We start from the raw sequence: 13668 nt of genomic DNA on the forward strand, positions 1-13668 counted from the left end.
TTCAGTCTTTACCGGGGTAATCAATGAACAAAGTCAGCAGGAAAGGTAAACGATATGATTGATTTCAACTTTATCGAACAATGTGAAGGCTTACATTGTCAGGGCTATATACCAGAACATCACCATGAAGCAGGCGTCCATATTGCCTGTGGTCTGGATCTGAGTGTCTACAGAAAGCATGATTTACTCACCCACGGACTGCCGGAAATACTGGTTGCAAAGTTATCCCCCTATCTGGGACTGAAAAACCATGCTGCTGCTGAAGCGCTGCGAAATAAACCGCTGCACATCAGCGAGAAAGAGGCTCAGTTAATCAACCAGTTATTCCATCATCAGGTATCATCGCGGCTGAAAAGACAATGGCCGAAATCATACCGCACAGTGCCTTTTGAAAATCTTCCCGATGCATGTCAGACCGTTGTCGCTTCCGTTGCCCACCAGTACGGGAATCTGTCGACACGCACACCTCACTTCTGGCATCAGTGCACGACCGGTGACTGGCATGATGTTTATAATAATCTGATGCACTTTGGAGATCATTATCCGGAACGCAGACAGCGTGAAGCCCGTTTGCTGAGCCAATGCCTCGATAATCAGTGATCTGTTGATCCTGAATCCACAGCGGGAAGACAGCTATCATGACGGCATCTTCCCGCTCTCACCTGCTGTGCCACAGCCTTTACTCACCGCATAAATCACTGAGTTACCGGTCATAAAAATGCATTGTCATTGAATTCATATGCATATAAACTGATTTTTCGGACCATGACCGCCAGAGCCGGTTGAACGATATACACAAGTGAACTCAAAATACGCTCTAACCTGACTCACCGGTAACGGAGGGAAAATCACATGAAGCACCGGGATAAAAATATCGCATTCGTCCAGCGCTTTATGCACCATGTCTGGCAGGATAAAAGATACCACGAAGTCGGAGAGTTCCTGAGCCCGCAACTGATTGTTGAGTCGCCACTGAGAACCTGTGTTGGCTCGCAAAATCTCTCCAATGCCTTTTCTGTCTGGTTACAGGCTTTTCCTGATTTGCAATACCATGAGCAAGATGTCAGCTTATACGGCGACTGGGTCAAGATTAACTGGATGTGTGACGGAGACCATCTCGGAGAGTTTTTCGGCCTGTCGGCCACCGGTAAAAAAATCACTTATTGCGGTTCAACGATGGTGCTGATGTCAGATGGGATCATCCATTCATACCGTGCCGATGTATCTCTTCCGGATGTGCTTGAGCGCATCTCAGGTGTACCGCAAAACGGGCCATCTATGGCATCACAGCCCTCAGACGATATGTTTGCTCACTTCAACCGAATCACCGGCGCTCAGCTCAGCCGCAGACAAATCGAATGTCTGTCACTGGTTTGCCTTGGTAACAACAACAAAACCATTGCCGCCATGCTGGGCATTCAATACAGTACCTTCAGAACACATATAGAAAGAGCCCTGCCGCTGCTTGGTCTTTCATCACCCAAACAGGTCTTTGACTGGGCTTTTTCCACACATGTTTTAGAGCTGTTAATTCATATTGGCTTGCGCCGGATCCGGCCGGTTCATCCCTGAGCATTCACAGCAATACCAGAGGGCTTTGCGGGTTAAAGTTTGCTCACTCTGAACACACATCGGTCGCAGTACAGGACGCTGTGAAATAGATAATGTCATACGCCATGGTTATCGTCTCACTCTCCGTCTGATCAGTCAGCACCATATAACGCGCGAGCCAGTCGTCAATAAAAGAGGCCTGATAATGGGCACAATGGGGTAACCAGCCAGCGATATAGTTTTTGAACTGTTCCCGGCTGGCAAAGGTGGCTTGCTTGGATTCCTGCCAAAGCATCGTCTGAGCAAAACCAGCCTGAATTAACCTCTCTTCAAATATATCACGGGTATAAAAATGATACGGGTTCGAAAATGTCGCTGAGCCGGTCTGATAGGCTGGCAGTGTTTCAACCCATGTTGCTGCATCCCACAAGTCATGGCACCTTGGATAAATCAGGCCAAAAAATATACCATCTGTCTTCAGTCTGTTTCTGGCCGCCGCAAGCGCGGTATCAATTCCTTTCACCCAGTGCAGGCAATTAAAACTGGTTATCACATCAAAACGGCCGCGGATCTCAGCCAGCCGCTCTGCGGCTAAATGCTGAAAGCGGCACTCCGGGAAATGTTGCCGGGCAAAAGCAATCATCTCCTCTGATACATCAATCCCATAAACTGCCGCGCCCTGTGCAGACATCGCGGCAGAAATTTTTCCGTCGCCACACCCGACATCAAGCAGTTTTTTATATTTTAAATCCAGATTGAGTCTTTTGATAAGATAATCAGCTTCAGTCGTCTGAACTGATGAATTATTATTATAGTGACACGCATCACGAAAAATTGTCATTCGTTCCTCTTTTGTCCTCATTTTTTGCCGACACCTCTCAGGTGCAGCCATATTATGATGTCTGTATTGTATTTCACTGTTGCATATTGTTGTCAACAGACCGGATAAAGCAAAAGAGAGAACAACCAATACGTTAAATTTTTATTTTAGCTAACGGCAGGTGTCATGGTTTTCCCCTCATGCAAGCATGACACCTTCCGCTAAGCTCAGGGCTGTGAACAAGTTCTGTACACGGATTTGATCAGAACCGGCCCTTTTTCTTTTATACCTTCATACCTTCATACCTTCATACCTTCATACCTTCATGTTTTGACAACGCAGACAACGCAACTCATCAGTGAATGTCCCTGATTGGTTTTATTTTTCCCGGCCAATTAAAACCGTAAATGTTGCTTTCAGGCCGTGAGGCTGGTTGGTTGTCAGGCGTAGTGTCCCACCATGTGCAACCGCCAGAGAACGGGTAATAGAAAGGCCTAATCCGACACTGGCACTTTCGGTATCCCGCGCCTGATTCAGACGGGTAAACGGCTTCATCATATCGTCAAACTTTGCGGCATCGATGCCCGGGCCGTTATCCGCCACAGTAACAGACAGGTATTGATTTTCCCGGCGGACTTCCAGAGAAATATGACATCCCTGACCGCCGTATTGGATCGCGTTATTCACAAGGTTTTCGGTCATACGCCGGATACTCAGCGGCGGTACAGACCAAATACCCAAATCCCCCGGCTGATAATCAATGACAATCTGTTTTTCTGCATATTCATCGACAATTGTTTGCATCAGCGTATCAACCGCCGTCGGGCAACGTGGTTCAGGTTCAACATCATCGCGGGAAAAACGCATCGTCGCCTGAAGCATATTTTCCATCACAGTCAGTGTGCGCAGCATCTGTTGTTTATCTTCACCCTCTTCAATAAATTCCAGCCGGAGCCGCAAGCTGGTCAGCGGGGTCCGTAAGTCATGGGAAATTGCGGCCAGCAATTTGGTGCGATCATCAATATACCCGGTCAGCCGGACCTGCATCTCATTAAACGCCTGAATGGTCGGATATAAATCCTGCGGACAATCCGTGCTGATCTGTGTTACCGATTTATGTGTGGCAAAATCTTCAGCGGCTTTTTCAAGTGCCCTGACCGGCCTGAGTGCATTGCGGATAATCAGCAAACAAATCAGAATGGTCCCTGCCACCACCAGCGACAAGGAGATCAGCACACCCGCCGACCAGTGCGTTATCTCCGGGTTGACGCCGGATGAAAAATTGAGCCAGCCACCATCGGGCAACCGGACCGACCCAGCCATGGTCGCCACAAATCTCAATCTGCGGTTACGGTACTCTTTGTTACTGAACTCTTTGCTGCGGCCATTCCCGGCCATCATACCGTGATGCATCTCAGGCAGCGGCTGCTCCTGTTGCATCCGGGGTGTCAGAGTTAAATAGGCTTCGCTGATCCCGGCCGCTGCAATCCGGTTAAGTAACAGGGTTGATTCGCTGCTGACCGGCCGGGTTTCCTCAATCTGCGGCGTCGCAGAAACAGACAGGTGAAGGTCTGAACTATTACTGGCCTGAATCATCGCCAAATGCAACGATGGTGGCGTTTGAGCAAGAATACTGACGACAGAAATGACCCGCTGCACCGCACCAGACACGGATAAACGGTTCAGCCGCTCCGCCTTTTCTGCGGATAACAAGTAAAAAGAGAGTAAAAAACTGATGCAAAACCCAGCCAGAACCACCACAGCAATCTGATGAATTAACTTTTGATGGCGAAACCAGCGAATCATGTCGATACCTCACAACTGAACTGATAACCGCCACCCCAGATTGTTTTAATCAGGCGGGGAGATTTCGGGTCGGATTCAATCTTTTTCCGCAACCGGCTGATGAGTGTGTCGACTGCCCGGTCATACACATCCGCGCCCCGCCCTTGCACCAACCGGAGCAAGTCTTCTCTGGACAACACCACACCGGGATGAGACAAAAATGCAACCAGTAACTCAAACTCTGTCGAGGTCAGCGCAATTAAGGTTCCCTGTGGATCTTTCAGTTCGCGGGAAGCCGAATCAAGCGTCCAGCCATCAAACTGATACACAAAGTGCTGCCCGGCAAGCTGATCATGCACCTGAGGGATGGTGAAATGTCGTCTCAGGACAGCCCGGATTCGTGCCAGCAGTTCTCTGGGATTAAATGGCTTGGGCATATAATCATCGGCTCCGACTTCAAGCCCGACGATTTTATCGATCTCTTCTCCCAGAGCGGTCAGCATAATCACCGGAATATCCGATTTGGCGCGGATTTCCCGGCAAAGCGTCACGCCGTCTTTTCCCGGCAGCATCAGATCTAAAATCAGTAAATCAAAGTGACTGTGATTCATCTGCTGTACCATCTCTTCCCCATCGGCAGCCACGGCAACCACCATACCATGCTGCATGAGAAAACGTTTCAGCAGCTCTCTGATATCACGGTGATCATCCACCACAAGGATTCTGTAAGATTTATCCATCGGCTTTTCCGTTTTGTATGAAGTCTTTACATCATTCACTATATACCGCCGATCACGGAATGTGTGACAAAGTTTGTCAATCCCGGCGGTTTGTCATTCATTGTCAGAAACAAAAGGGTTTGCGACACACATTCATGTCCGTTTGCTGATGTAATTAAGATGAATCACAAATCATGCGAAGGAGCACATTATGAACACATTCACAAAAACCTTATTGATCATCATGGGTGTTTCACTGTCGGCCGGCGTTCTGGCTCACTATAATGGTCAGGGAAATAATGGTCAGGGACAGCAGCAGGGAAAAGGGCATTATGGCTGGATGTCACAACAAAACATGCAGGGACAAAACATGCAGCAGCGAATGAATCAAATGCAGCGCAACAGTCAGGGACAACAACAGGCTGCGGGTCATGCTCAAGGCCGTGGTCAGTGGATGCATATGAATCATGCCCGCCGCCATGCAAACGGCAACCCGGATTGCCCCTATTTCCGCAATCAGACGAATCAGAAAAACCAGCCCGGACTACAAAATAATTCAGGTAAAAACCAGCAGGGACAACCAATGAAAAACGGGGCTTTGCGCCGGGGGAACGGCAATCAGTCCGGACAAAACAGCCCTGTAATCCCTAATAACAGTAAACAGTAACCAATAGCCAGAACTAAATCCCTGTTCCTGATTGCAGGTGACTCAGGCAAATATCGGACACAGATACGTATGAAAAGCCGCACGATTGCTGCGGCTTCATCAGGTATTTAGTTAATGCCCCGGCGACGGGAAATGATAAATCAGATTCAGGTGAAAAGTACCGACGGTATCTTTACCATGATAAGTTGTTCCGGAAACCACCTGAGAAAAGTTGTGATCATAAATCCGCATCCACTCAACTTCCAGTTCTACCGGATTGCCGTTATTGACCGCAAAACCAATTCCGTAAATAAAATCATTCTCCGTGTTGGCAAGTCCGCCAACCGAAAACTTTGTCCGGCCGGCTCCGGCAATGATATAAGGCCTGAACGATTCATCCAGTGGAATAATCCCTTTTGCTAACAGCGCGTAATGCCGGTCAACAGAGACTGAAATACCAGCCAGCGCATCGTCTTCAGCATTACCATATCCACGCGCTTCAACCGCAAAATTCTCATGGAACTGATATCCGAGATGCACGCCAATCAGAATATTGTCAAAACTCGCTTCTCCGACCCCGGATACTTTTTCTTTCATATCTGCCAGTGCAAATCCCATCCCCATGTACATGTGCCGCTGATAACCATCAGAAAACGAGTTATCCTGCTGCTCTTCTGCGGCCAGCACAGTGCCTGCCATCAGGAAGAGCAATAAACCGGTGATTAACCGCCGGCAGTGATATCCCTTCATTGAAACCTCTCTGTTTATACCCATATGCATCAAGATACATTTAAGTATAGGCAAATATCACCCGGTCACCGGATAAAGATCCGAAGCACACCAATCAGGCACAGTTCAATGAAGAAGACAGCCATTATTCCGGCTTAATCATCACATTCAGGTTGGTAAAATGCTGATAGGTTTGTTTATCCAGACGCAACAAATCCGCCATCGGAAAACTTTGTCTGACCGCGCGAATCGCTGCCTGATCAAACTGCTTTTCCCCGCTGCTTTGTACCAGCCGGACAGCAATCACTTCTGCTTTATCATTCAGCTGAAAGTTCACCTTGGCTAACAGCTTTTTATCATAGGGCCCTTGTGTGACATGATCGGCAATCCGGGCCCGAATCTTCAGGGCACAGGTATAGAGCGTATGGCAGGTGTCAGCCGGCGCAGAGACCGTCGGCATCGGCACCGAAGAGGCGAGTTCGCCCCCCGGCTGACGCGGTTTCACCGGCACCATACAGCCGCTGAGAAAAAACAGAGACATCAAAACAATCAGCACATATTTCATAGCATGGATTTTTCCTGTAAACCCTTTTCTGTGGCGCTTTTTCTGCTGACTTTTTTCTGTAAAGGAAGAATAAAGAAAACGAACAACAGCAGCACCCGATAAAATACAAATTTCCCTTGTTTATCTCAAGCACTGATCTGAAAAAGGCAGGTTTCCCCGCCTCAGACAAATCACGCTCAATCCTCTGTCTTTTTCTGAGATCCGTCAGACAAGCGGGCACTGATTGATATTGATTTTTTGCAATCTGTTATTTTCCGGCCTGACTTTTCCCTGATACCAATCTGGAAAATAAACTGATCATCCGGATGTGTCTGGTGGAGCAAGCATACAAGGGCATGGATGCTAATGCCGTTCACTTAACGTGAGCGGCCCTGCTTTTTCTGGGATATTTACATGGCTTGGGCTTAACAACTCTGGGGAAGGATCTCTGTCTTCGGGGCTCCAGGATTAAGCTTTCACATATTGAGTAGAAGTTTTTCAACTGCCCCGGGATAGCGCCTGGAGATGAATAAGGGAGCCCAACTAATAAGCGCATTATATGGGCTAAAGCGCCGTTGAAGCTCAACTGATAAGGTAAGTAGTCTCCTTTCAGATTCATGCACATTTGCACCATTTGGTATCTCACGAGATTGTAAGTCAGCAGAATACCCCATAGCTCTTGCCTAACGAGTTCGGGCAACCGACTGCGAAGCGTGAGTCTGTTACCCAGCATATATTGCTTTTGCTCCCGGTAGCCAAGCTCTATTTCCCATCGGTATTCATACAGACCAACAATATCTGATTTTGGGTATAACATTGGATCCGTCATGGAGGTTAAGACATCATATTGCTTACCGTCTTTTACTCTCGTGATTAAACGGACGGTGACCTCATGTGCAAGCTCAGGCCAGAGCTTACGGGATTTTGGGTTACTTTTCAGTTTAACCAGTTTATCGTGTCGGCCTAAAGACTGAGCAACTTGATACTTAAGCCCTTTTTTTAAAGGGATAAGCCAGTGCCTGTTTGTTCCTGTGGCATTCCATTGATGTAACAGACCAAGAGAGTGAAAGCCTTTATCGAAGAGCGTTAAGCTGTTGTCCGGTGTGCTTTCGATTAACTGCTCAGCCAGCTTCATTTCATTGACAGCATAAGAGTCGAAGGCACTCCCTGTAATCAGATGACTGCTGAGCTCCATCTGACAGACCATGCGAACCTGAGGATATTGCATTTCCTGTCCATCCCGGTAAGTCGGCTTGGCAAAAGCCTGAGCGTTTTCTTCAGAATCCTCCGTTCGCCATATTACACCGTCCACCCCTAAAAGGGTCAGACCATTCCAGTCAGGAAAGTTAGCGCAGTCAGTCCAGTGTTTTTGAGTACATTCAAACAGAGCTTTGGCGGCAGATTCTCCAAGATCTTTTCTTCTCCTCGTTAATGCACTGGGGGCAACAAAGGGTTTACCGGTTCGATCAACAATGTCGAGCATATTGACGATGTCAGCCATCGACTTATCATTATATATTGCCATCCCAACGAGCAGCCATGCCATTGACTCCAGAGTGAGTTTTCGTTTTCTGAGGGTAACTGTATCGGTGAGTTGGTAAGCCTCTTCAATGAGTTCTGTTGGCAGTAAGTCAGCCAGAGTTTCTACTTGGTTGGGTTTCCAGTGATTGATGATGTCGAGCGCTTGAGAAACGTGCATAAAAGAATCCGGTAAACAGTGTCTACCGGATTTTTACATACTGTCAGGATCATTCAACTGATCGACGATTAAAGTCTAAAGTGATCGGCATTAGGGCATGGATGCCCTTGTTTAAGCGCCCATGGAGGGCTTGAGCGGTTTGCGGAACCAGATATATTCAGATCAGACAATTACTTAGAATGGTATGAGTTATTTCTGGCATCATTCAGCGCCTTCAGTGCCAGTGCTGCCTGACGCTGCCCTTCGGCTGTACCGTCATCATGCGCCACGGCCGCCTGAATCTCTGCTGCCAGCGCCTGATCCAACCCTTCACCACTATCACTGAGGGATTGACCATCTTCCATCAACCAGTTATCACTGGTGTGGTGCGCATAGACCACATCGTTGTAGCTGCTGCTCCGGTTCACCCGTGCCGACACGTTATGTTCAAAGGTTCGCTCACTCGCTGCACTGTCATCGTACGGACTTTTACGGATTAAGAAATTAAACCGCGCATTATCCACAGACAACACATGCTGAATCTTCAGGGAACCAGAGTTAAAGTTATCCGTGACCCCATCCATATTGTTGTTATAGGAAACATTATTTTCCAGGACATGGGCAACCGGTAATCCTTCCCCACCAAGTTTAAAACCATTACCGATGGTATTACCGTTGTTATCATCATCCAGCGTGCGCCCGTTGCTGTATGACACAGAGTCTTTAATGGTCACCACGCCGTCTTCCCCGTCTTCAACCTTATTAAACAGATCCCAGCCATCATCAATGTTGTGGTGAGAAATACAGTTGATGAACGTATTCCCGTCCCCGACCCGCATTTTGGCGGCAAAGCCGTCGGCATTAATTCGTGAACTGTCCATATTGTTATAGCTTTCAACATTGATCACCTGGTTATCACTGGCCCAAAGCGCCCGCCCGCTGTCACCGGAGCTGATCTGGAATCCGGTATCCGGAGAATCATGCACTTTCATATCTTCAAAGATGTTGTGACTGCCTTTAATACGCAAGCGCGCTTGTGCCACTTCCATTCCTTTAAAATGCCAGTAATTTGCGTCCATCGACACCCGGCTGGTGAATACCACATCATCGCCGTCAGCCACCAGACTTTTCAGCGCACCTTCCGAACCACTGACTGACTGCGACAGCGAGACGGAAGCATACTCACCATCCAGCAGATGGATCGTGCCACCCGGTGCGACAAGCTGAAGCGCTTCTTTCAGTGTCAGCGGGTCTGATGCTGTGCCTTGTGCCGTGCTGCTGCCTTCGGGCGAGACATAAATTGCTGCCGGGTCGGCGACAGTATGCCGCGTCACGGTGAAAGATTTGCTGCTGGTCCCGGTCATTCCGCTTTCGGTGCCGGTATAACTCACAACAAAATCGCTGCTGTCACCACTGATGGTGGTTTTCACCGCCAGCAGATCGCCCGCAGCGACTGCTTTATTCACGGCAATTTGCTGGTCATCCTGAATCACCGAAAACACCCCGCTGTAATTGGCCCGGGCCTGCACGGTATATTCATTTTGTGCGGTTTTTGTGGGTGATGACATCTCAACCCGCAATGTCGCTGGTGTGGCGACAAAACGTGGCGCATCGACGGTTTGTGCTGCTTCGGCATCAATGTCCAGTGTTGCATTGGTCACATGCATCTTCACATTCCGCGCTGCCGCAAAACCAACATACTGATAATCCGGCTCGATCATCTGTACGATATTCGCATAAGCACCATCGATGTCCCGGACGATTTCACCATCTGCCGTCGTGACAGAGACCTGAAAACCGCTGTTATTACGGCTCAGCGTCATATGGTACTGGCTGCCCACCAGCAGATGATCGGCATACGATTTAACCGTCCGCTTATTCCCCGCTGTCCCCCACGGCTCATAAATCCCTTCCCGATAGCTGGTGGACATCTGAATTTCCGTCTCATCGCTGCCTTTGTAGGTCCGGATCTGGTTAAACGCCATATTCGATGCCGCAGGAAATTCCTCATGGCCTTCAGGTTGCGGATTTTGCCGGGCGGTGCCAATCACATCACGAACCATCAATCCGGCCCCTTCCTGCAAATTCGGCGAGGCATCGGTTTCCGGACCGATCTGCTCAACCACGACATCAGCACTCAAAGTGAAGTTTTTGCCGGTACTGAGTTTGGTATAATAAAAGGTGATGCCATCATGGGAATTGGCCAGTTTTCCCCCGCGGCTTTCGATGGTAAAGTCCTGTGCCAGCGCACCCGGCTGGACTGGCAGACCATTGACTAACACTTCATTGGTGCCGACCTTCTGTGGCAAAATGGTGGATGCAAAGTTCAGATCGGTGGACTGACCGAAGGTGATCGCCTGCCAGATCACTGTCTCCGAATCCGCCTGCCCGTCTCCTGAGCGGCATCCGGCAACTGCCAGAACGCCGATAGATAAACCAACTGCAACCCATGGTTTGGCATAGTAAGACACATTGTTCTCCTCTTGTTGTTTATTTCGTCATTTCGATCGCATTTTTGTTACTTTTTGTATTGAATATTGATGTGTGCGATTGGCCTGACCGGTCATTACCCTGAATCATCACTTGATATGAATTCAGTTTTGATCTGAATTCAATGGAGGGAACTTTATCGGCTAACTGTATCTTTGTTTTCAGTAACGATCACAAACTGAAACAATGTATCTTAATTTTTAAAATACTATTACATAAATCACATCAGCATATGAATATATTCCGGACAAAAAACAAAAGTAACATAAATATTTCAACATACTGATTTTTATCATTTATTTTTCAAACACAAATATCCAAAAGACATAAAAAACCGATTGTATTTCTCTGAGTGAAATAAAAACACAGAGAATAAAATCCGCATATAATCCGGTATCAGCGATTTCTCATCAGAATAATTCATCACTCATGTGTTTACGCATTCAGCAGAAATATTGCACCGGAAAATTTAAATGAATAACAACATGATGAATCTGCACCACTGAGCGGATGAAAAACAGCCCATCAAAAAGCAATCAGTCTCATATTGATTTCTCTGTCAGTTGTATTCAGAATGCGCAGGTTCAACGGAATGACATCACTTTCAAACCCCGCAGTAATCTTGAATAAAAGGCACATATCATGTCGAAATTTAGTTCATTCAGTATCAGAAAAAAGATGGTACTTGGATTGACCTTTGCCGTTCTTGCATCAACGATGATCGTTGGCGCCATCACACAATATCAGTCCAGAGAAGCGCTCAGGCACCGCCTTGTGGATATCGAATTTCCGTCATTCCTCGATCAAATCCGTCAACAGGTGGATCATCAGGTCCAGACTTTATTACAGGCTGCCAGACAGATTGCCCACAATGAATTTGTGAAATCAGCCATCAGCAAAAATCCGATTGATGCTGACAGCGAGCGCATGCTGGTCCGTCAGCTGAACAACCTCAAACAGCAATACCACTTAAACGATGCTTCTGTCGCCAATAAAGAAACGGCCCACTACTGGAATCAAAATGGTTTTCTGCGCCAGCTGAAACCCGGTGACGCCTCCTGGTTCTTTGATTTTATTGCGTCCGGTAAACCAACGATGATCAGCCTGTATCAGGAGAAGAACGGTGACATCAAGATGTTTGCCAATTATCAGGATACCGGTGGTTTCACGCTGTCCGGCATGTCTAAATCACTCGATGATATGGTCAGCCTGCTGAACAGCTTTAAGATTGAAGAATCTGGTTTTGTCTTCTTAACCGATGCCAAAGGGCAAATCAAAATCCACAAAGACAAGCAGGATTCGGGCAAGAGTCTGACGGCACTGTTTGGTCAAAAGGCGGCCGGTACATTACTGGATCAGTCCGGTTTCCATCTGACTGAAGCAGAATACCACGGCGAGAAAGTCTTTCTTGCCAGTGAATATATTGCGTCCATGGACTGGTTTATTGTCGCCGCCGTACCGGAAAGCGAAGTTTACGCCGATCTGGATCAGCAGGCCGTCATGATGATGGTCTGGACGACGGTGATCGCTGCTGTCTTTATTCTGCTGAGTGTCTGGCTGGCGGGTGGCATCACCCGGCCTATCCGTCAGATTGCAGAAAGATTCGAGCAACTTGGTCAGGGCAACGGTGATTTGTCACAGCGGATTGAGGTCAATGGTCAGGATGAAATCGCCCGCTTATCGTGCGGATTTAATGCGTTTATTGAAACCATTCATCAGTCAATGATCGAAGTCTCTTCAACCAGCCGGACACTGGCTGAAGAAGCACAGCTTGTCTCGGAAAAAGCCCACCACACCCATAATAACAGTCAGGACCAACGCGACCAGACCATTCAGGTGGTGACGGCAATGAATGAAATGGGCGCGACCATTCACGAAATTGCATCGAATGCCGGCATGGCAGCTCAAACCGCAACCGACGCCAGCGCGCTGAGCGATGTGGGTTACGATGTTGTGAATCAAACCCGCAGCGCTATCAATCTGCTGGCAGAAGATATGGCGAACAATGCCAAAGCAATTGAAAAACTGGCGACCACAACACAGGATATCGGCTCGATTCTGAATGTGATCCGCGATATTTCAGAGCAGACGAACCTGCTGGCACTGAATGCAGCGATTGAAGCCGCCCGTGCCGGAGATCAGGGCCGCGGTTTTGCCGTTGTCGCGGATGAAGTGCGTCAGCTCGCTGGCCGCACAGCATCATCGACCGATGAAATTCAGACCATCATCAGTCAGTTACAAAATGATGCGCAACTCGCGGTTACAGCGATTGAGAATGGCCGTCAGGTCACTCAGCACGGTGTCGAATTGTCTGAAAGTGCCGCCACACAGCTGAGTCAGATCACCGAAAGTATTCATGAAATTTCTGACCGGAACACACAAGTGGCAACCGCAACCGAAGAGCAGTCCACCACGGTCCAGAGCATTAATCAGAATATCGAAGAGATTAATACGATTAATGAAACCACCACAGCCACAGCGCAGGAGCTTGCGACAGCCAGTATCGATTTGAAACAGCTTTCTGAGCGTTTGGATCAGCTGGTGGGTCAGTTTAAGCTGTAACGGGTTGAACCAGCGATACACCGGCTGCTTCTCTGCCAGAGCAGGAGCCGGTGCGATCAACATCTCAGAAGCAACGACTCACTGCTTCGCTGAATCATGACAGCTTTATCACTTAAATCTCAAATTCATATGTTTTTGCTTGAA

11 protein-coding genes are annotated in these 13668 nt (G+C 48.0%); 4 read left to right on the forward strand and 7 right to left on the reverse strand.

The annotated features are described in order from the left end of the window. The first annotated feature begins 54 nt into the window (after positions 1–54). Both OCV29_RS11390 and OCV29_RS11395 read left to right on the forward strand, forming a co-directional pair. Positions 55–600, forward strand: coding sequence for a pesticin C-terminus-like muramidase (locus tag OCV29_RS11390; RefSeq protein WP_073605294.1), 546 nt, complete (start codon positions 55–57; stop codon positions 598–600). 252 nt (positions 601–852) lie between these two features. Continuing rightward, complete coding sequence (locus OCV29_RS11395) at positions 853–1572, forward strand: ester cyclase (RefSeq protein ID WP_073605293.1); 720 nt, start codon at positions 853–855, stop codon at positions 1570–1572. Between the two features lie 43 nt (positions 1573–1615). Here the strand turns inward: OCV29_RS11395 and OCV29_RS11400 are convergent, their stop codons facing one another. The 3 genes from OCV29_RS11400 to OCV29_RS11410 all read right to left on the reverse strand — a co-directional run bounded on the left by OCV29_RS11400 (position 1616) and on the right by OCV29_RS11410 (position 4896). Further along, on the reverse strand, positions 1616–2392 hold the full coding sequence (locus tag OCV29_RS11400; RefSeq protein ID WP_073605292.1) for a class I SAM-dependent methyltransferase: 777 nt from the start codon (positions 2390–2392) through the stop codon (positions 1616–1618). A 357-nt stretch (positions 2393–2749) separates the two neighbouring features. After that, positions 2750–4177: a sensor histidine kinase gene (locus OCV29_RS11405; protein WP_073605291.1), complete on the reverse strand. Its 1428-nt coding sequence runs from the start codon at positions 4175–4177 to the stop codon at positions 2750–2752. Then, complete coding sequence (locus OCV29_RS11410) at positions 4174–4896, reverse strand: response regulator (RefSeq protein WP_073605290.1); 723 nt, start codon at positions 4894–4896, stop codon at positions 4174–4176. The genes OCV29_RS11405 and OCV29_RS11410 overlap by 4 nt, the downstream gene beginning before the upstream one ends. 190 nt (positions 4897–5086) lie before the next feature. Here OCV29_RS11410 and OCV29_RS11415 point away from each other — a divergent pair, with 190 nt between their 5' ends. Then, positions 5087–5542: a hypothetical protein gene (locus OCV29_RS11415; RefSeq protein ID WP_073605289.1), complete on the forward strand. Its 456-nt coding sequence runs from the start codon at positions 5087–5089 to the stop codon at positions 5540–5542. Between the two features lie 111 nt (positions 5543–5653). Here the strand turns inward: OCV29_RS11415 and OCV29_RS11420 are convergent, their stop codons facing one another. The 4 genes from OCV29_RS11420 to OCV29_RS11435 form a co-directional block, all read right to left on the reverse strand. Beyond that, positions 5654–6271, reverse strand: coding sequence for an outer membrane beta-barrel protein (locus tag OCV29_RS11420; protein ID WP_175561595.1), 618 nt, complete (start codon positions 6269–6271; stop codon positions 5654–5656). Between the two features lie 124 nt (positions 6272–6395). Further along, positions 6396–6815 carry a TonB family protein gene (locus OCV29_RS11425; RefSeq protein ID WP_073605287.1) on the reverse strand — a complete coding sequence of 140 codons (420 nt, stop codon included), beginning with the start codon at positions 6813–6815 and terminating at the stop codon, positions 6396–6398. A 352-nt stretch (positions 6816–7167) separates the two neighbouring features. After that, entirely contained in the window at positions 7168–8493 is a 1326-nt protein-coding gene (locus OCV29_RS11430) for an IS4 family transposase (RefSeq protein WP_261887323.1), read from the reverse strand. A gap of 170 nt (positions 8494–8663) precedes the next feature. Beyond that, positions 8664–10943 carry a right-handed parallel beta-helix repeat-containing protein gene (locus OCV29_RS11435; protein ID WP_261887324.1) on the reverse strand — a complete coding sequence of 760 codons (2280 nt, stop codon included), beginning with the start codon at positions 10941–10943 and terminating at the stop codon, positions 8664–8666. A 661-nt stretch (positions 10944–11604) separates the two neighbouring features. On the opposite strand from OCV29_RS11435, the gene OCV29_RS11440 reads away from it, so the two are divergent. After that, entirely contained in the window at positions 11605–13524 is a 1920-nt protein-coding gene (locus OCV29_RS11440) for a methyl-accepting chemotaxis protein (RefSeq protein WP_073604576.1), read from the forward strand. Positions 13525–13668 lie beyond the last annotated feature (144 nt).

Origin of the sequence: Vibrio aerogenes (assembly GCF_024346755.1) — a bacterium.
GTDB classification, from domain to species: domain Bacteria; phylum Pseudomonadota; class Gammaproteobacteria; order Enterobacterales; family Vibrionaceae; genus Vibrio; species Vibrio aerogenes.